This is a genomic window from Arthrobacter sp. Y-9 (assembly GCF_029690065.1).
Lineage (GTDB): Bacteria > Actinomycetota > Actinomycetes > Actinomycetales > Micrococcaceae > Arthrobacter_E.
Genome location: NZ_CP121463.1, coordinates 3,345,637 through 3,366,977, shown reverse-complemented (window position 1 = coordinate 3,366,977; position 21,341 = coordinate 3,345,637). Strand labels below are relative to the sequence as shown.

The following is a 21,341-nucleotide window of genomic DNA, read 5'->3' as shown; positions in this document are numbered from 1 at the left end:
AACGGCGTCCTATGGAGCAGTCGATGGGGGAGCGCGGTCATGGGGGGGCCCGCCGGGTCCAGCAGGGCTCAGGCCACCTGGATCTCGAGGCCCGCGGCCCGGAGCGTGGCGAGCTGGTCCGGGGTGGCGCCGTCGTCGGTGATGAGGAGGTCGATGTCCTCGAGGGTGGCGTGCTGCACGGTGCTGATCGAGCCGATCTTGCTGTGGTCGCAGAGCAGGATCCGACGGCGCGCGCTCGCAAGCATGGCGCGTTTGACGTGCGCTTCGGCGGGGTCGGGGGTGGTGAGGCCACGCTCGGGGTGCAGGCCGTTGGTGCCGAGGAACGCGACGTCGGCGTTCAGCTCCGCGAGCGAGCGCAGGGCCCACTCGTCCACCTCGGCCAGGGTGCGCGAGCGTACGCGGCCCCCCAGCGTGAACACGTCCAGTTGCGCGTGACCGAGCAGTTTCAGGGCGATCGGCAGGGTGTTCGTGAAGACGGTGAGCGCGGGACCGGGCGGGAGGAGCTCGGCGAGGCGCTCGGTGGTCGAGCCGGCGTCGAGGAGGATCGAACCCCCGACGGGAAGGTGATCCAGTGCCGCTTCGGCGATACGGGTCTTCTCGCGGGCGAACCCGGTGCGCTCTTGGACGGGGGCCTCGAACGACGCGGACTCGGCGGGTATCGCGCCCCCATGCACCCGCTGGAGCTGGCCGTGGCGTTCCAGATGGATGAGGTCCTTGCGGATGCTCTCGATGCTGACATCGAAGGACTCGGCGAGGTCGCGAGTGTCGACCCGGCCGGCCGCGCGGAGGAGCGCGAGGATGCGCTGCTGGCGTTCGCCGGCGAAGACGGCGCGCTCGTCGGGTCCGTTGAGGCTCATGGTTTCCTGCCGCTGGTCGGGTGTCTCGGTCCAGACTACCGAGTGGCGGGTGCGGTGGGGTCGTGGGCGTGACGGCCGCCCGCGACTGCCGCCGGGGTGACGGTCGGCACCGAGGCGCCCCGCGTTAGTCGCCGAACGGGCGGGTGGGCACCGAGCGGATTCCTCCGCCGGTGCCCACCCGCCCGCTCCCTCAGAGTGGCGGATCAGCTCACTTCTCGGGCATGTAGGTGCAGCGTGCCTGACCGTACGCCGTATTGCTCTCCTGCTTCGACACCGACTTTCCGTCCACGAGGATCTCGCAGCCATAGGCCGGGCTGGCAGCGTCAGGATCCTGACCCCGTACGGTCAGAGTGAGCGTGCCGTCGGCCTTGGCCTGGACGGTGTTCGTGGAGTCAGCGTCGACCTCGACGGAGCGGTTGCTGCTGCTCTGACGGTTGCTGGCCGACCAGCGGGAGTCCGCGGACACCTTGCCGTTCGTCGTCACCTTGAACTCGACGGACACGTCCTTGGCAGGCTTCTCGGTCGAGTAGCGGGAGTACAGCCGGTAGTAGGAGCAACTGGCGGTGGCGTTCTTACCCTCGCCGGTCTCCTTCGCCATCGAGGTTCCGTCGACGAGGATCTCGCAGGTGACCTTGGCGTCCTTGGCCTGGCTGTCCGTAGAGATCGCCGAGACCCGGAGCGAGTCCTTGCCCTGAGCCGTGAATTCCGTGGTCTGGTCCTTGCTGACGTTCACCTCGGAGGTGCCGGTCGGGGTGTACCAGCGGACGTCCGTGGGGGTCGTCGTGGTGACGATGTATTTGACGGAGACCTGCTTGTTCCGGTCGTCGGTGTAGGTCTTGAGCGGATCGGGCCGGTCCACGATGCTGGTCAGCGCCGCGAAGGCGAGCATGGCGAGGATCGAGCCCAGGACGCCCACGAGGCCCAGCCCCGCGCCGAACCACGCCATGACTGTCCCGCCGAACTTCTTCACCAGCGACACCACGCCGAGCGCGATGGCGGCCAGACCGGCGACGAGAGCCACGACGTTGACGACCGGGATCCACGCGAACACCAGGGACGCGATGCCGCAGATCAGTGCCGCGATCGCCAGACCCTTAGGGCCCGACGACGCCGGCGGCGGCCCGCCGTACTGCGGCGCCCCATAGCCCGGGCCGCCATAGCCGGGGCCGCCCGAGCCGAATCCACCCTGGCCGGGACCTCCTGAGCCGAATCCACCGTAAGAGGGTGTCCCGCCAGAGGGGGAGCCGCCGTATGGGGCTCCGCCGGGTGCCTGTCCGGGACGGGCCTGGCCGGGGTACGACTGTCCGGGCTGAGGCCGGCCAGGCTGCTGGCCGGGACCCGCCTGACCCGGCTGGCCGGGAGCGGACGGCCGGGAGGAGGGCTGACCTGGGTAGGACTGGCCCGGCTGCGCAGGACCCGGCTGGCCGGGGTTGGCCTGACCGGATGCCGGTTGCCCGGGTGCTGCCTGGCCGGGGTACGGCGGAGTCGGGGGATTCCCCGGCTGGTTTCCTGGCTGTCGTCCGTCGGGTCCCGAACCGGCGGAAGGGGTGTTGTGCGACATGGTGCTCTCCGAGTGATAGTCAAGCGACTGTAGTTACCGCTTGACACCATCCTAAAGGCGGGGAGTCCGTCGGGCACCTGCGAAGTGAGGGGACGACTCCCCATTGACAGCGCTGTTGGGGGGTGAGCGGGGCCCGGCGGCGCGCCGTCGTCGGGCCCCCTCGTCATCAACCCCCGTCGTCGTCGGTCCCTAGGGAAAGCCGGTCAGGTGAGCAGGTCCACGTCGCGCGGTTCCTTCACGGCCGAGACCCCGATGAACGAGATGATGGCGGCGATGGCGATGTAGAGGCCGATCACCCAGGACGAGTGGAACTGGTTGAGGAGGGCGTCGGCGATCATCGGTGCGAAGGCTCCGCCGAGCACGGCGCCGAGGGCGTAGCCGATGGAGACGCCGGAATAGCGGACCTTCGCAGGGAACATCTCCGCGTAGAGAGCGGCCTGCGGTCCGTAGGACAGCCCGAGCCCCAGGGTCATGACGAAGAGCGCCACGAAGTAGAGGACGATGTTCCGGGAGTCGATCAGGAACCACATCGGGATGGCCCAGACGGCCAGGAGGATGTAACCGAGCTGGAAGGTCCGCACTCGTCCGAGTCGGTCGGAGAGGTGACCGCCCCAGAGTGTGAAGATCAGCCACCCGAACGAGGCGAGCGCGGTGGCCAGCAGGACGCTCGGACGGTCCATGCGCAATGCGGTCGAGGCGTAGGCCGCGAAGTACGCGATGAGCAGGTACCCGGCCGCGTTGTTCGCGATGAAGATGATTGCGGTCAGGAAGACCTGGCGGGTGTGGTGGCGGAACAGCTCACCGAGGGGTGCGGAGGACTCCTTACGGCGGCGGAGGAGTTCGTCGAAGACGGGGCTTTCCTCGACGGCGCGGCGGATCACGAAACCGACCACGATCAGCACGATCGAGAGCAGGAACGGGACCCGCCAGCCCCAGGCGAGGAAAGCCTCCTTGGACATCGAGCTCGTGAGGGCCCAGAGGGTGAAGGTCGCCAGGATCATACCGATGGGGACACCGATCTGGGGGAATGCGCCGAAGAGGCCGCGCCGGTTCTTCGGAGCGTGTTCGACGGCCATGAGTGCCGCCCCGCCCCATTCCCCGCCGGCCGAGAAGCCTTGCAGGATGCGGAGGAGGATCAGCAGGATCGGGGCGGCGATGCCGATGGCGTTGTAGTCCGGCAGGAAGCCGATCAGGGAGGTCGAGAGGCCCATCATGACGAGGGTCAGGACCAGCATCTTCTTGCGTCCGAGGCGGTCACCGAGGCGGCCGGCGACCACGGCGCCGAGGGGGCGGAACAGGAACGAGATGCCGATCGTGGCGAACGAGAGCACCTGAGCCAGGGCCGGGTTCTCGCGCGAGACCGGCGCCAGGAAGAGCGGAGCCAGGACGAGGGCAGCCGCCTGGGCGTAGATGAAGAAGTCGTACCACTCGATGGATGTCCCCACGAGCGTTCCGGCGAGGACCTTGCGTTCTTCGGAGGAGAGGTTCCGGCCCCGGGCGGGAGCGATGGCAGGTGACGACATGCGAACTCCATTGTTCTGAATCCTGCGCGGAGGGTGAATCCGCCCCGCGACGGTTACCGAATGTTCGGTAAGTTAGCCAGAGCATACTGGACGAATACAGGTGGGGGAAGGGGCCCTCGCCCCGGTGGTCAGCCGTTCTGGCTGGTGGCGATGGCTCCCACGCGGTACGTCGTGCCCATTTCGACGCTGTTGGGCACTTCTCGGCTGATCTGGGAGTCGCAGTAGACGACGTTCCAGTGCAGGTGCGGGCCGGATGCGATGCCGGTCTGGCCCGAATAGCCCAGAAGCTGTCCTTGCTGGATCGGCGTGCCGGCGCTGATCGTGGCGCTGCTCAGGTGTGAGTACTGGGTGCAGCGGTTGTCACCGTGGTCGATCCGGACCTGGATTTCGCCCGTGGTGCCCCAGCCGCTGAAGACGACGAGGCCGCTCGCGGAGGCGGTGATGGGTGCGCCCATGCCCGTGCCGAAGTCGACCGCGTGCTTGTTGTATTCCGGCAGGATGCCGCGGGCGTGCTCGGCGGGACCCTGAAGGATCGAGTACGACTTGCCCTTCGGGAACGGCAGCTTATACGGACGCATCCCGGCGGTGCTGGCCGCCACGGTCGACGCCGCCGAGGTTCGCGTCGCAGGGATGAACCCGGCCCGCGTCCCGGTCACCCGGATGGCGATCTGTGCGCCGACGTGCGAACTGTTCAGGGTGAGCGTGGTCGACGTGGCTCCGGCGATGGGAACGCCGTTGCGCAGCCACTGGTAGCTGAGCGACACGGTGCCCGGTCCCCACGTTCCCGCAAGTGCGGTGAGCGTCTGTCCGGCGGCCGGGTAGCCACGGAAGACGGGCGTGGGGGCGGGGCCCAGGAGCGAGCGCGTGGTCAGGGCGTTCGACGTCCGGACCGCCGTGGCGTAGCCGCTCAGCGTGCCGGTGACGCGGAAGCTGATGGCGCGACCGGCGTCGGCTTTGGTCAGGACGTAAGTCGTCGCCGTCGCTCCCGCGATCGGTGCGCCGCTGCGCAGCCACTGGTACGCGTATGCCGGCTTGGGATTCCAGGCGCCGACGACGGCGGTGAGCCGGTTGCCGACGTCGAGCCCGCCGGAGATGGTGGGATTCGGGGCCGCGGTGAACTGCTTGCCGGCACGCACCGGGGCGCTCACGGCGGTGGCCGTGTTGTAACCGGTGACGGCGCCCGTGACCACGGCGGTCAGGTCGGCGCCGGTGTCTGCCGCCGCGACCTTGTAGGACGCGGCAGTGGCCCCAGCGATGTTCGCTCCGTTGCGGCGCCATTGGTACGTGAAGGTGGCCGGCCTCGGGTTCCACGCCCCGGGGTTCACGGTGACGGTCTGACCGGGGGCGGGGACGCCCGTGATGACGGGCTGGACCGTGGCGATCGTCCCGCGCTGCAGGGCGGCCGTGGCGCTCGAAGTGCGCGTGGTCGTCGCGAAGCCCGCCCGGGAACCGGTGACGCGGACCGAGACGGTCTTGCCGAGCGCGGTGGCGGGCGGGGTCCAGGTGGATCCGGTAGCCCCGGCGACAGCGGCGCCTGCGAGGAGCCACTGGTACTTGAAGGTGGCGGCCGGGTCCCACGACCCGGGAACGGCGCGGAGTGCCTGGCCGACGGCTGCTGTGCCGGCGATGGTGGGGTTCGGCGCGGCGGTGAAGGGGTCCGTGCACGCAGGGGTCACGGGATCGTTCGAGTTGGTGCTGATGTCCACGTCGGCAACGAAGCCGTTGTCCGACGTCTTGTACCACAGGTCGTCGAGGCCGCCGTTCGGGAGCCAGGGACTGTAGTAGCCCGTGACGGCCTGGCCGCGCGCGTAGCACTTCAGCGTGAGCGACTGCCCGGCGTTGTACCAGCCGAGCTGGGTGCTGTTGAGGGTGGCTTTGGCCATGCGCTGCGTCTTGATCGCGACCTTACCGGTGGGGGTCGCCGCGCCGGCGGGTGCCGGGGCCGCGACGAGGAGGCCCGCGCCGAGCAGGAGGGCGGCAAAGGCCGCGGCCAAACGATTCTTCATGGTCCCTGTTCCTGAATGGGCCGAACGGCCGTGAGGTGAGAGTGAGTTCCCGCCTTCAGGATAGGGCTTCCGGGCCCGGCGCGGGGTTCCTCGAAGTCCTCTATGTGGACAACCTCGAGGAGCCCGGAAACCCCGCGCCGCGCCGGCTGAGGTGCGAAAGGTCAGCGGACGGCGAGTTCGCCGAGCTCGGACCAGCCATCGACCTTCACATTGACGATGTCCGGGGTCCGCGACAGGTACTGCGGAAGCTCAGCCTGCGCCTGCTTGAAGTGAGCGGAGTTCACGTGGGCGGCGCCGGCGTCGTCGTCCTTGAACGCCTCGATCAGCACGTAGGTGCTGGGGTCCGTCAGGGAGCGCGACCATTCGTAGAACAGGCAGCCTTCTTCGGCGCGGGTGGCCTCGGTGAAGGCGCGGGAGATCTCGGGCCAGGCGTCGGCGTGCTCGGGCTTGACCGGGAACTGGGCGGTGATGAAGATCAAGGTTCTCTCCTTCAATGAGGTGGTGCGGTCCTTCCAGCATGCCCGACGACGGCGGCGCGGGGCGCGTGGATGGGAATCCGTGCGGTGTGGCCGCACTCAGTGAGGGTAGGCGAGAGGTGTGATCAGTCGAAGTAAAGATGGGTGTGGAGGCGGCAGCGCTCGTTGAAGAGGCTGTGGCAGGCGGGGCAGCTGTCGGTGGCGAGGTAGGCGTCGATGCTCAGCTCGGTCCGGCAGACCCCGCACAGGATCGCTTTCTCGCCGCGGCGTTCTCGGGGCCACTGGCGTGCGGGGTGGTCAGCGGTTTCCTCGTGGCAGAGGTGGCACGGGTAGTAATTGCCGCAGCAGAAGAACTTGATGGCGATGATGTCGAGGGGCGTGCGGTAGTGAATGCACCGGGTCTCCTCGTCGACCGTGGGGCCGAGGACGGGCGGGGACGGTGTGGACGAGTGGGGCATGGGGGAATTGTGGCACGGGGCGTTTCCTCAAGCTTGCGATGAGCAACGCTTACTACAGAGTCGCGAAGTCCATTCCAAGTCCCTCGCTCGAGCTAGGCTCAGGGATCGAAGGGCGACGGTTCCAAGTGGCTTTAGTATCTCGCTTTGAGCCAGCTCCGAGCGGATGAACCGTGCGCACCATTGACGAAATCGCAAGCGCCTGCGTAGCCCTGAGAGGCCATTAATAAGAACCATTGGGACCACCCAGCCCAGGTGACGAGTATTCAAGTCAATGGTGAGTAGTAGAGGTTTGGTGCCAGTCATTACTGGGCTCCCGTATCCTGCCCGTTCAGTACCTGCGGGCTGTGACTAACGACTTCCAAGGGTAAAACTAATATCGGCAAACCGCAAATTGATGGAAGTTGACTCTTGGCGGGCAAAACGTGTCAGTTCGCTTATTGCGCGAGCGATATCAAATTGTCCGTCGAAATCCCCAATCTCGCCATCGATACGAATGGAATACGAGTTGGACATGGCCGTCAACCGGAAGCTCGCGGCGGGCAATCCGAGGCTCTCCAAACGTTCCTCAAGTTTCGGCGCAAGTCGTCTCAGGCGTGCCCTACTATCCTCGAGGTATGCCCTTCGAGATTCAGAAAGTAGAGAATCCATCTTTTGAGCTGCTTCGACGAAGGAGAGAGCGCCTTTCGCGGAAATTACTTCAGTCTCCAATGATGAATAGATGCGATCCAACCGTCGGGCTGGCTCGCTGGTTTCAATGGGGACTAAACCTCGTTGGGCGATTAGATTCACCATAGATCCCAAGTCTAAATAGGCGTAGCCGCTCACTGAGCCACCAGTATCCTGAAGAAGCCTCCTGGCCCCCAAGCGTAACCGCTGAAAAGCTTCCCTTACCGCTTCTTCCGGGGACGTCAATGCTAGCTGGCGGTAACCCTCATATTGCTTCCTCTTATCGATTGAATATCGATTTCTGTACTCCTCTAGGCGCGTTCCAAGAGAATTTGAGCTCGGGACTTCTGAAGGATATTCCAAATTGCTGAAATTTCTGGCTTCTCTTCTCTCGTCGCCGAATTGGATTGAAGGCTCTTCAGGTGTCTCAGTGCTCGGAAGCTCTGGGCCACAATTCTTCGCGACACCTTTCAAGTTGTCGTAGTCAGAATGGCCGATGGGCGTGACTTCATCAGCTCGATGCTCTACCAGATCGACCTCATCGACTTCGCTGGATGCTTCATCGGCCTCTGCGTCGAGGGACCCTCCCGGAAATCCAACTTTTCTGATCTTGCGGAGAAAGTCGCTGATTGGATTCCTGAACAGTAGCGCGAGTCCGAGCACTAGAGGTGGCCAACTGAATACCACTTTTAGATACTCGAGTACTATCGTTGCGATGTCCAATATGCTCCAATCTGGGATTAGCGGGGGGTTTGGCGCGTGAGGGTCAGTTCATTGCGCTTCGCTTTAAATTCGCAACGGCGGCGCAGATGACCTAGCTGATTGAAACTATTTGACGAGCAATAGCCTTTCCCAGTGGAATCGGTACCGCATTGCCGATTTGTCGAGCGATTGCGGTTTTTGACCCGACGAATTGGTGCGTGTCGGGGAACCCTTGGAGGATTGCCGCCTCGTAATGGGTGATCGCACGGTTCGCAGTGGGGTGGATGTATCGGCCCTTCTCAGGCTTGAAGAACTCAGTGCGGATCGTAACTGACGGCTTATCGTTGTGCAGCCTCCCCATCACATCACCGGATCCGGAGTTATGCGTGCGCCAGCACTTGGCTTTCAGCTCATCGGGCAAGTCGAAGCGGTTTCCTCCCGCTGGGATCGCTGCGAACCGCTTCCTGGACAACTCGGTGTAGTTTCGGCTCCAGTGAAGCTCTCGTGGGGTGAACGTCCCAGCGAACGTCTTGCCGTCACGCTCGTGGGTGCGCTCTTCGAACACCTCGTCCTTATCTGGAGTCATCGGCACTCCGAGCAGTGCCTGCCCGACAGTCCTGTACTGCTCCAAATCATTTGAGCCGTCGGCGTTGTGGGTTGCTGCGGGGAACCCAGGAAAGGCGAGTTCGCGGCGATGACCGATCAGGACGGCCCGCTTGCGAGCCTGTGGGGCGCCATAGTCGGCGGAGTTGAGGATCTTGTGCTGGAAGGTGTAGTCCTCCAGTTTGCCGCCCTTGTCGGTCGCCTTGACGAACTCCTGGAACTGTGGGGACTTGGCGAACGCGGCTACGTTCTCCACCACGAAGTAATTCGGCTTCACAGCAGTCAAGGTATTGGCGTACTGCTCCCAGAGGAAGTTCCGCTCGTCCTGCGCATCCTGCTTTCCGAGCTGAGAGAAGCCTTGGCACGGAGGTCCGCCAACCACCACGTCGATGTTCTCGGGCATCTCAGCGGTCTCGAGCCAGTCTTGGATCGAGCCGGCGTAGACGATCCCTTCGCCGAACGTGGCCTCGTACGATGCAGCCGCCGCTGGGTCCATTTCAACGGCTGTGACTGTCTCGAAGCGCTCCGAGGCAGCATGGAACCCGGCCGTCAGCCCACCGGCGCCGGCGAAGAGGTCCAGGACCCGGATTTTAGCGCTTCCCATGGACATCAATCCTATGGTTCCGGGCTCTGGAATCACGAACCAGAGGCCCACCGTGTTCGGATCGAAATCATGTCTGGCGCCGTCGGTAGACTGGGCCAGACGTGAACTATTGGGGTCGCGGTCCTCCTGTTATCGAGACAGTGGAGCGCTAGGACGGAGTGGAATGAAGAAGAAGCTGATCGAAGTCGCGCTGCCGCTGGAGGCCATCAACGCCCAGTCAGCTCGAGAGAAATCGATCCGCCACGGACATCCCTCCACCTTGCATCTCTGGTGGGCTCGCCGACCGCTTGCTACCGCAAGAGCTGTGCTGTTCGCTCAGCTCGTCGACGACCCGAGTGAGCGGGCGGAGGAGTTCCGTTCTGAAGCCCTGCAGAAGGGAGAGAGCGACGTCGAAGCGTACGTTGAGCAGCGCGTCGACGGCGAGCGGGAACGACTCTTCGGACTGATCACCCGGATGGTCGATTGGGACAACCTCAATGACGAAGCTCTCTTCGAACAGGTTCGCGCGGAGATCATGCGGTCGACCGACGGCAATCCGCCCGCGATCCTCGACCCGTTCGCGGGCGGAGGCACCATCCCGCTTGAAGCGCAGCGCTTGGGCCTTGAAGCTCACGCGAGCGACTTGAACCCGGTCGCCGTGCTCATCAACAAGGCGCTCATCGAGATCCCGCCGAAGTTCGCGAATCAGGCTCCTGTGTACCCGAAGGCGGCTGACCAGCGCCACTGGTGGCCGAAGGCGACAGGCTTGGCAGAGGACGTGCGCCGGTACGGTTCCTGGATGCGCGACGAAGCGGAACGGCGCATCGGCCACCTCTATCCGAAGGCGACCCTGAGCGATGGCTCGGAAGCCACGGTTATCGCATGGATCTGGGCACGGACCGTGACCTGTCCCAACCCTGCCTGCGGCATCGAGATGCCCCTGGTGCGCTCCTGGTGGCTCGGGAAGAAGAAGGGCAAAGAGGCCTACATCGTCCCGACGGTGGTGGACGGAAAGGTCGAGTATTCGGTCGGCCATGATGTGCAGTCAGCACCGACGAAGGAAGCCGACGGCACCATGTCGGGGCGGCGGGGTGCGACGTGCGTCTCATGCGGTGCCGCAGTCCCTGTCGAATTCATCAAGTCCGAAGGCCTGGCCGGTCGACTGGGCGCCACGCTGATGGCGACGGTGGCAGAAGGAAACCGTCAGCGGATCTACCTGGCGCCAACTGCAGAGCACCGAGCTGCGGCCGAAGTAGGTACGCCTAGCGATATCCCCATGCAGAAGCTCGGGATTGATCCCAGGAACATCTGGACCCCGTCGTATGGGCTTGACTCGTTTGCTTCCCTGTTCACCAACCGGCAGCTCACGGCGTTGACAACGTTCAGCGACCTCGTCGGTGAAGCGCGGGAGCGCGCACTTCAGGACGCACTTGCGGCCGACATGCCCGAAGGTGAACCTCTGGAACTGGGAGGAGCCGGCGCTGCCGCATACGCTGACGCGATTGCTTCGTACTTGGGCCTGTGCGCCTCCAAGATGGCTATGTTCCACTGCACGCTCGCGCGCTGGCGCTCCGACGCTGACAAAACAGCTCCGGCCTTTGGCCGTCAAGCAATCGCGATGGTTTGGGACTATGCGGAGGCACAACCGTTCGTGCGCGCTGGTGGGGAGTGGCTGGGCGTAGTAGAGGGGGCCGCTAGGACGCTCGAGAAGTTGGTGGCTTTGCCGGTAGCTCATGCCCAGCAAGATAGTGCTGCTTCCTTGACTGTTGGAAATCGACTTATCTCAACCGATCCTCCGTATTACGACAACATCAGCTACGCCGATCTCTCGGACTACTTTTATGTTTGGCTCCGCAAGTCCCTAAAGCGCGAGTATCCAGACTTGCTTTCCACGATGCTCGTCCCTAAAGCTGAAGAGCTAATCGCAAACCCATACCGACAAGGCGGAGATCGGCAAGCGCAAGACTACTTCAAGAGTGGCTTCGAGTCGGTGTTTGCTACGGCAAGGAAATCGGCAGTTGATGCATATCCGATAACCGTCTATTACGCATTCAAACAGACCGAGGAAGATGCAGACGGTGTTTCCTCGACTGGATGGGAAACGGTTCTCAGCGCCATGATCTCAGCCGGTTGGTCTGTTACCGCGACTTGGCCAATGCGTACCGAAAACGCCACCCGGCTGATCGGCCGAGGTTCTAATGCCCTTGCCTCTTCGGTCGTTCTCGCGCTCCGTCCACGTCCGGAGGATGCGCCGGTCATCGACCGCCGTGGTCTGCTGGCGGAGCTCCGTGCGACTCTGCCCGAGGCACTGCGGAATCTGCAAAAAGGCGGTATCGCTCCTGTCGATATGGCACAAGCCGCCATCGGCCCCGGCATGGCCGTGTTCTCGCAGTATTCGCGCGTCATTGAACCTTCCGGAGATCCGATGAGTGTTCGCGACGCTCTTCGCGCGATCAACGCCATCCTGGACGAGGTGCTCTCCCAGCAAGAGGGTGATTTCGATGACGACACCCGATGGTGCGTGACGTGGTTCGAGACCCATGGGTTCGACGTCGCCGCATACGGCGAAGCTGAAACGCTCGCCAGCGCCAAGAATTCGTCCGTTGCAGGTTTGGCACAGTCGGGCGTGATCTCCAGCGGCGCCGGCAAGGTCAAACTGCTCTCGCAGGAGGAGCTGCCTGGCGGATACGATCCTCGGGCCGACGACCGGATCTCGCTTTGGGAGGTCGTGCTGCACATGGCGCGTGCCCTGGAGAACGAAGGGCTGGATGCAGCGGGTCGAATCCTCGATGGAGCCGATGAGCGAGGCCTTGATATGACGGCGGCCAATGAACTCGCCTATCTCCTCTACTCGATCGCCGAGAAGCGAGGACTGACGAAGGCGGGCATCGCCTTCAACACATTGGGCTCATCGTGGGCGGACGTGAAGGCCGCAGCAGCGGCACTCGATAAAGCGGATGCCACATGGGCGACTCCGACCTTGGATTTCGACGGACTGGGGGAATGATCCGTGGCCATCTCCAACATCGACCGCATCGGGAACGCTCTCGACCTTCTCGCAGCTGAGCTCGGGCCGTTCATCGCCCGAGTCCTGGTACCTCAGCTGCCGGCCGGCGTGACGGACTGGACTCGCATCCTCGCGGCCAAGGACGGCATCGCCGGAAAGGAGTACCTGAGCAACGATCCACAGGTTCAGCTCCGAGTCCTCACGGAGCCTCTCGGCGCGCTGAAATATCCCTTCAACGGGCACCTTTCCCGAGCTGAACAGAACCTGGCCAGTGAATTGCGGGCAGTGCGGGACTCCTGGGCACACCGAAAGCCGTTCAGCGCTGACGACACCTACCGTGCCCTGGACACCACTGAACGTCTTCTCCGGGCGATCGGAGCAGCGGGCTCCGCGGACGCCGTACGCAAAGCGAAGGCCGACGTGCAGCGGTCCGCCTACGCCGAGGAGACCCGGCGCGACACTCGAGCCATCGCGGAGATGCCGGCTCTCGCGTCGACGGACCTGGCGCCGTGGCGTGAAGTGCTCCAACCGCATTCCGACATCGCAGCCAACGACTTCGCGCGAGCCGAGTTCGCGGCCGACCTCCACCAGGTGGCCACCGGTGCCGAGTCCTCCGTCGACTACAACGACCCGGTGGAGTTCTTCCACCGGACCTTCCTGACGGAAGGCCTCAAGACGTTGCTCGGTATCGCCGCCCGGCGTATCTCCGGAGACATGAACGCGGCACCCGTCGTGAACCTCCAGACAGCGTTCGGCGGTGGGAAGACCCATTCCATGCTCGCGGTGTGGCATCTGTTCAGCGGTCGACAGCTCTCGGAGTTCCCGCAGGGCGTCCAGGATCTGGTGAACGGACTGGGCCTCGACACCTCAGTGGTCGCCACCGAGGTGAAGAAGGTGGCGATCGTCGGCAATGAGCTCTCGCCGGGGCAGCCGTGGGAGAAACCGGATGGAACGGTGATCCGGACCATCTGGGGTGAACTCGCTTGGCAACTCGGCGGCCCCGACGGCTACGCCATCGTCGCCGAAGCCGACCGCACGGGCACCAACCCTGGCGCATCATTGCGTACCTTGATCGAGCGTCACGCCCCTGCCGTCATCCTCATCGACGAATGGGTCGCCTACGCCCGAGGTCTGTACGGCCAGGACGGCCTCGCCGGCGGCAGTTTCGAGTCGCAATTCACCTTCGCCCAGCAGCTCACCGAGGTGGTGAAGTCCGTCCCCGGAGCGCTCCTCCTCGTCTCCATCCCCGCTTCCGACGTCAGGCGCGACGATACGGACCCCGTCGCGTCCGATCTGGAAGTCGGCGGTGCGCACGGACGGGCCGCGCTGGAGCGCCTGCAGAACGTCGTCTCCCGTGTCGCCCAACCGTGGACCCCGGCGTCGAGCACCGAGTCATTCGAGATCGTCCGCCGTCGTCTCTTCCGGGAACCGGACGCGGAGGCGCGCCGGAAGATCGACGCCACAGCGCGCGCCTTCGTGGACTACTACCGGAAAAATGCCGGAGAGCTTCCGCCCGAAACCCGTGATCCGGGATACGAAGGGAGAATTCGGGAGGCATATCCGATCCATCCGGAGCTCTTCGCGCGCCTCTACAACGACTGGTCCACTCTGGAGAAGTTCCAACGGACCCGCGGTGTCCTTCGGCTCATGAGCGCGGTGGTCCACGCCCTGAATGCGGCGGGCGACGCGTCCCCACTCATCATGCCCGGATCCATCCCCCTGGACTCCGCCGCCGTGCGGGACGAGCTCACGGGATATCTCGATGAAGGAGACCGCTGGAAGACCATCGTGGAGGGCGATGTCGACAGCATCAACGCGGCAGCCGTACGGATCGACCAGGATCGGCCGCTGTTCAAGGCCCGTTCCCTCACCCGCCGCATCGCCCGGGCGACCTTCATGGGATCCGCGGCGACACTGCGGTCCAGCCACAAGGGGATCGAACGCAAGCAGGTGTTCCTCGGTGTCGCCATGCCCGGGGACACCATCGGTAATTTCGGCAGCTCACTCCAGCTGCTGAGCGAGCGCGCCAACTACCTCTACCTCGAAAGTGATCGTTACTGGTTCGATCTTCAGGTCTCGCTGAACCGTACCGTCGCCGATCGTGCCCAATCGCTCGGCGCAGCGGATGTGGAGGCATTCGTCGTCGAGAGGCTTCGGCTCCACGCGAAGCATCCGGCCGTGTTCGCCGACGTGGTCTACGCTCCAGAGGACTCCTCCGATGTGCTGGAATCCGATCAGGTTCGCTTGGTCATCGCCGGGCCCCAGCACACCCACGATGGCAAGAACTCCGACAGTAAGGCCCATGCGTTCACGCGGTTGATCGCCTCGACGCGCGGTACGGCACCTCGGCTGGGGGTCAACACCATCACGGTGCTGGCGCCGGATCAGACGAGGTGGGCCAACCTGGAAGAAGCCACCCGGCAGTATCTCGCGTGGAAAGCCGTCCTGGCCGATAAGAAGATCATGGACCTCACGCAGGGGCAGGTGGAGACCGCGCAGCAGCGCGTCGCGTCCCTGAACGACACCGTCGATCAGCGGATCCGGGAGACGTGGATCTGGGCGATGGTTCCCCAGCAGTCCTCCGGGTCCTCCCCGTGGACCACTTCCCAGATCAAAGCGGACGGCGCCCGTGATTCCGTGATCCGGGCGGCCGGCGAAAAGCTGGAGAAGACCGACGCGGTGATCACCCACTTCTCCATGCAGTCGATCGGCATCGAGCTTCAGAACCACCTGCGAAGCAGGTGGAACGACGGCCGGATCACCGTCGGAGAGCTCTGGGACTACCACGTGAGATACCCCTACCTGGCGAGGCTGCGCGACAAGCAGGTCCTGCTCACCGCCGTGGCCGGAGCCATGTCCGACCCTGCCTGGGCCCAGATCGGGTTCGCGCTGGCGGATGCCTACGACGCGGAGAGCGGAGACTTCATCGGACTGAGAATCCCGCTTGAGGACGCTGAACCGCCCGTCATCCTCGACTCGACCCTCCTGGTCCGTCCTGCGCTCGCTCGGGCTCAACGCGACCGGGAGGACCTCCGGCGGGCCCAGGAAGCGCCCACTGTAGCCGAAGCGACATTGACGACGGTTCTTGAAAGGGGAGGCGGGTCCTCGCAGTCGCAGGCCTCCGACCGCGGTCCCGTCGCCCCGGCGGTGGACAGTGTTCAGAACGCCCGTTACCGGGGAGCCGTCGACATCAAGCCGACCGGAGACCTGAGCGCACAACTTCGGCAGATCGCCGAAGAGCTGCTGATCCACTTGAAATCGTCTGATCCTGACACCTTCGAGATCCGACTGACCGTCGATGCGGACAAGCGTTCAGGATTCCCGGACGCCGTGGTCCGAACCGTCCGTGAGAACGGAGTGCAACTCGGATTCAGCCGGAACCGATTCGAGGAACTGTGACCATGGACAACGGCCCCAAGATCACCCGAACCCGTGACGTGCCACCGGACCCCTCCATCGCACAGGCTGTCGGACGACACCATTCGTTCGAGACCGCGATCGCGGACTTGGTGGACAACAGCATCGATGCGGGCGCGAAGAACATCCTCGTGAGATTCCTCGAGGAGGACGGTGCGGTCGTAGGTCTGCGGCTCATCGACGACGGCCGCGGCATGGATGACGGCAGCATCGACGACGCCATGACCTTCGCCCGGAAACGCGACTACCAAGTTGGCGACCTCGGGCATTTCGGGCTTGGGTTGAAGGCCGCTTCCCTCAGCCAGGCGGACATTCTCCGGGTGTATTCGCGACGCAACGGTGCCCCTTCGACGGGCCGCATGATCGAAGCCTCGGAACCGACCAAAGTCTCGGATCTCGACACGGACGAAGTGGACGACATTCTGGGGCGCCTCAGGGTTGATTTCGCCTTCCCCAACGGAACTGTTGTCGAGTGGTCTCAACCTCGAACTTTTCTGAGCAGCGAAGACGGTTCTGACAGAGCCCGATGGCTGGACGCGCGGATCAACTCCGTGACGTCTCACCTTGGGGTGGTGTTCCACCGGCTGCTCGCGTCAGGCGCCGTGCGGATCGGCGTGGAGGTCTTTGACGTTGAGTATTCCGAGTCCGGTGTGCCGCGACAGGTGCAGCCGATCGATCCGTTCGGATATTCTCGACTGCCGAACGATGATTACCCGGCGAGAATACAGGTGTCACTTGACGGAACCACGGTGGAAGGCCGGGCGCACATCTGGCCGGCCGCCCAGTCTGGTCGGCCAGAATTCCGGCTTGGTGGGAAGCCAGGAGCACTCGCTCAGGGGTTCTACTTCTATCGCGCGGACCGGTTGCTTCAGATCGGCGGATGGAACACGTTGACGGTCAATCGCCCAGAGCTTGAGTATGCCCGGATCGAGCTGGATATCGCTGAGCCGCTCGGAGCGCATATCACCATCAACCCGGAGAAGGCCGGTCTCGAACTCGACTCTGACCTTCGGCATGCCCTCCGGCATGCCGTGGTGGGGGCCCAGGGGATGGCGTTCTCAGAATTCCTTGAAGCGGCTGCCGGTTCGCGCGCAGAGGCCAGAAAGTACACGAAGCGCCCGGTCGAACTCGTTGAACCGGGCCGGGGTTTCGGGGCTGATCTCATCGACGCCTTCGAGTCCAGCGTGGAACGCGTCGCGGCGGACCCGGTCGACATCCGCTGGCAAGTGGAACTGACCGAGGCTCCGATTCGTGTCGACTTGGACCGCCGGACGATCTGGCTCAACGAACAGTACCGTGACGTCATCGCGGGTCCGAACAGTATGGACGCCGCCGACGCCCCTTTTGTGAAGACGCTTCTGATGATCGTGTACTCGAAGTACTTCGAGGGGTCGCACCTGGGACCTCGCGAAAAGGCCGAAATCTCGGCATGGGAGCAGCTTCTGACCGCAGCGTTGAGGGAAGAGTTGTCGCAGCAGTCACGGAAATTGGGGGAGAACGATGAGTGAGCGGGACCTTTCGCCGGACACCGTGGAGGAATACTTCAGCGCGGGCGTTGAGGCGGCATTCACGCTGAGCGAATCAACTGACTCAGTGTTGGAGATCGATCCGTCGCGGCAAGAACTGCGCTTGATCAGCCCTGCTCTGGGTGGTGATCCTGACGTTGCAAGCTACGAACACATCCGTGTTGAACGGATCAACGTGATCGGGAAGCAGGGCGACTGGTTCCGGCTGACAGTGAACGCGACGTACTTGCATTACGAGGCTTATGTTCTGATCGTGTCCATCGTAGACCAGCTCGAAAGCGGTGCGTCCTTCCGGCACGCGGTCTCCGAATCGCTTGCAGGCCTCAAGGGGCTGCTCAGCAGCAGGCGCAAGATGAGCGACGAAAAGGAAGCCGGTCTCCTCGGTGAGTTGATCGTCCTTGGCCATGCCATCGATCGGCTGGGGGAAGACCAAGCCATGCAGGCTTGGTTGGGACCCTATTCTGAAGAACATGACTTCGGATTCGAGGACTTCGACGTCGAAGTGAAGACGACGCGCTCGGAGTCCCGCGTCCACGTCATCGGAACCGAATCACAGCTGCAGCCTGCTGGCGACCGGACCCTCTATCTGCTCTCGCTCCAAGTCACGCTTGCAGGCGCATCCGGTGACGGTTTCACGCTCGCGGAGCTGATCACCTCCATCCGGCGACGGATCGACCGTGCGCGGAGAACCTTCGATACCGCGCTCCAGGGGCTTGGCTGGGCCGACGAAGCTGCGGATCTCTACGTTACGAGGTTTCAGGTCCGATCGACTCCGCGGGCCTACTTTGTGGACGACCAGTTCCCCGCGATCACTGCCCCGAGACTCGACCAGGTGGTGCCTCAGCGAATTCTTGTCAGTGCCGTCTCGTATCGTGTCGACGTAAGTCATTTGAATTTCGTGGTGCCGCCCGCGCCACTTGAGGATTTCTGTGAGGAGCCCGCATGACCGACGCAGTTTCTGAGCTGGTTACCGCTATCCAGGTCGTCTTCAATGGCATGCGGGAGGTTGGACCGCGACCTCTGATCAAGAGGGTCAACAATGAGTTGGAGGATCTCGGTTTGGAATCGGCCGAGGCCGAGATCATCGACGCGATTATCGGAGGCGACGGCAATTCGACGGCTCAGAAGGCCGCGCACATGTGTCTTGCGAAGTGGGATGCACAGACCGATGCCGAATGGGCCGGCGATACTGAGCGGCACAGCCGGGAGCGTCGGGATCTGGTCTTCGAAAAGCTGGGTATCAGTTCAGACTCCCGGGAACGCCTGGACGTGAAGTTCCCTACGGTGGCCCAGCGCGACACCGTCATCTCAAATCCGGGACCATGGGACCCGTGGTACACCTCCGACAGGAGGGCCGCACACGATTTTTATTGGAACGCATACAAAGGCGTCCTCGAGAGAGGTGGCTGGACTCCGGAAGCGATCGCTGGCCTTGACGAGTCCACTACGGACATCGTCGGACGCCTGGCCGATCCCGCGGGCGAGAGCTCATACCAGTCCAAGGGACTCGTTGTCGGTTATGTTCAGAGTGGGAAGACCGCGAACTTCACAGGAATCACCGCGAAAGCGATCGATGCCGGCTATCGACTCGTGGTTGTTCTGACAGGAACCATCGAATTGCTGCGTGGCCAGACCCAACGTCGCCTTGACCGCGAGCTGGTGGGTGAGGAGAACATCCTCGGTGGTCGTGACCCTGAGGATCCAGCCGCAGTGCGTGGTGTCGACTACATCGGAGACGGCGATACGGATTGGCTTGCTGGTAAGTTCCTCAAGCACGGCATCGATATCAATTCCGCCCCCGACATTCCTGCGATCAAACGGTTGACCACGGCCTCGGGAGACTACAAAGCGCTGAAGGCAGGCCTCGATGCGCTGGACTACAGGCGGACCGGTGAGCTGAGGGATCCGAAGAAGCCTCTGTACGATCCATTCAATTTGTTCGGAACGGATGTCCGCTTGGCGGTCGTCAAGAAGAACAAGGTGGTGCTCGAGAAGCTCCTTCGAGATCTCCGGGACATTCACGCGTCGCTCAAAGAGATTCCTGTCCTCGTGATCGATGACGAGGCGGATCAGGCGTCGGTCAACACCACCAACCCGAACCGGGCGAAAACCACCGAGGCGAAGGAACGAACCGCGATCAATGGACTGATCTCTCGGATCCTCTCGGAGATGCCTCGCGCCCAATATGTCGGCTACACTGCGACGCCGTTCGCCAACGTCTTCGTCTCACCAGAGGATTCGGTTGATATCTTTCCCACTGATTTCATCGTCGCTCTGGATCCGCCGCCGGCGTACATGGGAGGAAAGCAGTTCCATGATTTGGAACCGCTGCCTGACGACGAAGCGATTGATGCGTCAAATTCGAACGAGAAGGCATTCGTCCGTAACTTGTATGCTGCTTCACCGGAGAAGGAACGTGAGGAACTCAGGAAGGCCCTCGACTCTTTCGTGCTGAGTGGAGCCATCAAGCTCTGGCGTAGTGAACAGGATCCGGAGCTCAACTTCCGGCACCACACGATGTTGGTCCACCAGTCAGTGAAGCAGGACGAACACAAGGAGCTCAAAGATCTCATTCTCGATGTCTGGAACACTTCGGACTTCAACAGACCAGCCGGCCTGGCGAGGCTGAGGCAGCTTTTCGAATCGGATTTCCGGGTTGTCCACGAGTCGCGGGACGACTGGGACGCTGCGCTGCCGGGGACATTCGACGAACTGAAGCGGCACATCGGTCAGGCGCTGGACCTCATGCTTGTCAAGGGCGATCCGGTGGTCATCGTCAACGGCTCCAAGGAGAGCGACTACAAGGCCATGGACTTCGCCACCGGACGGTATTGGCGTGTGATGGTCGGCGGGACGAAGCTGAGCCGAGGGTTCACGGTTGAGGGCCTGACGGTTTCCTATTATCGGCGCAAGGCCAACGCGGCGGACACGTTGATGCAAATGGGCCGATGGTTCGGATATCGCCCCGGTTACCGAGACCTCGTTCGGCTGTTCATCGCACGCGATGTGACCGATGCCCGAGGAAAGACCTTCGATCTATACGACGCGTTTACTGCGATCATTCAGGATGAAGAGGCCTTCCGCGCTCAACTCAAGCGATTCGCGAAACTGGGAGAAGACGGACGCCCTGAGGTCCGTCCAATCGATGTGCCCCCACTGGTATTCCAGCAATTGCCTTGGCTGAAGCCGACCGGCGTCAACAAAATGTACAACGCGGAACTTGACTTCGAAGGTGATGGAGGTCAACTCAAGGACTTCCCGCGCCAAGCTGACAGGGGGGATGGCTCGAACAACGCGACTCACTTCTCGGTGGTTCGCGGCTGGCTGGATGACCTTGGCGAGCTTACCGAGTTCGAATATGTGGAAGGCTCCAGAGCCCAGGACCCGAAGACGAAGACGTTTGAGGCGCGAGTAGCGATCGTTGACGCGGAGTCGGTTTACCAGGCGCTGAAGCAGTTCTCGTGGACCGAAGGCTTTTCCTTCGCGCCGACGTTGCGATTCATGCGGCAGGCAATCGACAAGGGTCTTCTCAAGGACTGGGCCATCGTGGTACCCGACTTGAAGAAGATCCCGTACCGAGACGTAGAGGGTGTTTCGGTGCAGCTCCTGAACCGGGCGCGGCGAGGTGATCGTGGCGGTTTCTCCGGTAGCTCCTTCCGACAGCGTGCCGCCATTGAGCGGATCGCCGGAAACAGTGCCGCCCCGGGCGGCGCAGAAGCTGCCAAACTCAGCGAACCCACACGAGGGGCCATGCTTCTGACGTTTGCCGCAGACCCGGAATCTCTGGACAAAGCCGATCGGGATCCGGATCTTCTGGCGGATCCCGTCCACGTCGAGGACGTTGCAACGCTGTTCTCGCTGGCGATGCCGTACGCATCCGCTCCCCGTGGTCGCATCGGGTTCCGCGTGATCGACAAGTCGAAGGAGGACCAGGCGATCATCGACGCGGTGTAGGA

General features: G+C 63.3%; 13 protein-coding genes. 5 read left to right on the top strand and 8 right to left on the bottom strand.

Going from position 1 to position 21,341, the window contains the following annotated elements; genetic code table 11:
- Positions 1–68 precede the first annotated feature (68 nt).
- The 8 genes from P9849_RS15265 to P9849_RS15230 all read right to left on the bottom strand — a co-directional run bounded on the left by P9849_RS15265 (position 69) and on the right by P9849_RS15230 (position 9,456).
- Positions 69–857 carry a DeoR/GlpR family DNA-binding transcription regulator gene (locus P9849_RS15265; protein ID WP_278267563.1) on the bottom strand — a complete coding sequence of 263 codons (789 nt, stop codon included), beginning with the start codon at positions 855–857 and terminating at the stop codon, positions 69–71.
- 208 nt (positions 858–1,065) lie between these two features.
- Complete coding sequence (locus P9849_RS15260; protein WP_278267562.1) at positions 1,066–2,418, bottom strand: hypothetical protein; 1,353 nt, start codon at positions 2,416–2,418, stop codon at positions 1,066–1,068.
- 203 nt (positions 2,419–2,621) lie between these two features.
- The gene (locus tag P9849_RS15255) at positions 2,622–3,941 is read right to left on the bottom strand and encodes an MFS transporter (RefSeq protein ID WP_278267561.1); all 1,320 of its coding nucleotides are present in this window, start codon (positions 3,939–3,941) and stop codon (positions 2,622–2,624) included.
- 128 nt (positions 3,942–4,069) lie between these two features.
- Positions 4,070–5,947 (bottom strand): peptidoglycan DD-metalloendopeptidase family protein, encoded by a 1,878-nt coding sequence (locus P9849_RS15250; RefSeq protein ID WP_278267560.1) that lies wholly within the window; start codon positions 5,945–5,947, stop codon positions 4,070–4,072.
- Between the two features lie 161 nt (positions 5,948–6,108).
- The gene (locus tag P9849_RS15245) at positions 6,109–6,426 is read right to left on the bottom strand and encodes a putative quinol monooxygenase (protein WP_278267559.1); all 318 of its coding nucleotides are present in this window, start codon (positions 6,424–6,426) and stop codon (positions 6,109–6,111) included.
- A gap of 122 nt (positions 6,427–6,548) precedes the next feature.
- Positions 6,549–6,881 (bottom strand): CHY zinc finger protein, encoded by a 333-nt coding sequence (locus P9849_RS15240; protein WP_278267558.1) that lies wholly within the window; start codon positions 6,879–6,881, stop codon positions 6,549–6,551.
- A 348-nt stretch (positions 6,882–7,229) separates the two neighbouring features.
- The gene (locus P9849_RS15235) at positions 7,230–8,210 is read right to left on the bottom strand and encodes a hypothetical protein (protein ID WP_278267557.1); all 981 of its coding nucleotides are present in this window, start codon (positions 8,208–8,210) and stop codon (positions 7,230–7,232) included.
- 151 nt (positions 8,211–8,361) lie between these two features.
- Positions 8,362–9,456 (bottom strand): DNA cytosine methyltransferase, encoded by a 1,095-nt coding sequence (locus P9849_RS15230; protein ID WP_278267556.1) that lies wholly within the window; start codon positions 9,454–9,456, stop codon positions 8,362–8,364.
- A gap of 163 nt (positions 9,457–9,619) precedes the next feature.
- Here P9849_RS15230 and P9849_RS15225 point away from each other — a divergent pair, with 163 nt between their 5' ends.
- Genes P9849_RS15225 through P9849_RS15205 form a run of 5 tightly spaced genes read left to right on the top strand, consistent with a single transcriptional unit; the run spans position 9,620 to position 21,339 of the window.
- On the top strand, positions 9,620–12,442 hold the full coding sequence (locus tag P9849_RS15225) for a DUF1156 domain-containing protein (RefSeq protein ID WP_278267555.1): 2,823 nt from the start codon (positions 9,620–9,622) through the stop codon (positions 12,440–12,442).
- A 3-nt stretch (positions 12,443–12,445) separates the two neighbouring features.
- Positions 12,446–15,841: a Swt1 family HEPN domain-containing protein gene (locus P9849_RS15220; RefSeq protein ID WP_278267554.1), complete on the top strand. Its 3,396-nt coding sequence runs from the start codon at positions 12,446–12,448 to the stop codon at positions 15,839–15,841.
- A 2-nt stretch (positions 15,842–15,843) separates the two neighbouring features.
- On the top strand, positions 15,844–17,367 hold the full coding sequence (locus tag P9849_RS15215) for an ATP-binding protein (RefSeq protein ID WP_278267553.1): 1,524 nt from the start codon (positions 15,844–15,846) through the stop codon (positions 17,365–17,367).
- A complete protein-coding gene (locus tag P9849_RS15210) occupies positions 17,360–18,331 on the top strand; it encodes a PD-(D/E)XK motif protein (RefSeq protein ID WP_278267552.1) in 972 nt (323 codons plus the stop codon). The genes P9849_RS15215 and P9849_RS15210 overlap by 8 nt, the downstream gene beginning before the upstream one ends.
- Positions 18,328–21,339 carry a Z1 domain-containing protein gene (locus tag P9849_RS15205; RefSeq protein WP_278267551.1) on the top strand — a complete coding sequence of 1,004 codons (3,012 nt, stop codon included), beginning with the start codon at positions 18,328–18,330 and terminating at the stop codon, positions 21,337–21,339. The genes P9849_RS15210 and P9849_RS15205 overlap by 4 nt, the downstream gene beginning before the upstream one ends.
- Positions 21,340–21,341 lie beyond the last annotated feature (2 nt).

Bases quoted from the DNA above. Each gene is read 5' to 3' on its own strand.
- P9849_RS15210 (WP_278267552.1), top strand. From the start codon at position 17,360: ATGAGTGAGCGGGACCTTTCGCCGGACACCGTGGAGGAATACTTCAGC.
- P9849_RS15225 (WP_278267555.1), top strand. From the start codon at position 9,620: ATGAAGAAGAAGCTGATCGAAGTCGCGCTGCCGCTGGAGGCCATCAAC.
- P9849_RS15265 (WP_278267563.1), bottom strand. From the start codon at position 857: ATGAGCCTCAACGGACCCGACGAGCGCGCCGTCTTCGCCGGCGAACGC.
- P9849_RS15205 (WP_278267551.1), top strand. From the start codon at position 18,328: ATGACCGACGCAGTTTCTGAGCTGGTTACCGCTATCCAGGTCGTCTTC.
- P9849_RS15240 (WP_278267558.1), bottom strand. From the start codon at position 6,881: ATGCCCCACTCGTCCACACCGTCCCCGCCCGTCCTCGGCCCCACGGTC.
- P9849_RS15255 (WP_278267561.1), bottom strand. From the start codon at position 3,941: ATGTCGTCACCTGCCATCGCTCCCGCCCGGGGCCGGAACCTCTCCTCC.
- P9849_RS15230 (WP_278267556.1), bottom strand. From the start codon at position 9,456: ATGGGAAGCGCTAAAATCCGGGTCCTGGACCTCTTCGCCGGCGCCGGT.
- P9849_RS15215 (WP_278267553.1), top strand. From the start codon at position 15,844: ATGGACAACGGCCCCAAGATCACCCGAACCCGTGACGTGCCACCGGAC.
- P9849_RS15250 (WP_278267560.1), bottom strand. From the start codon at position 5,947: ATGAAGAATCGTTTGGCCGCGGCCTTTGCCGCCCTCCTGCTCGGCGCG.
- P9849_RS15260 (WP_278267562.1), bottom strand. From the start codon at position 2,418: ATGTCGCACAACACCCCTTCCGCCGGTTCGGGACCCGACGGACGACAG.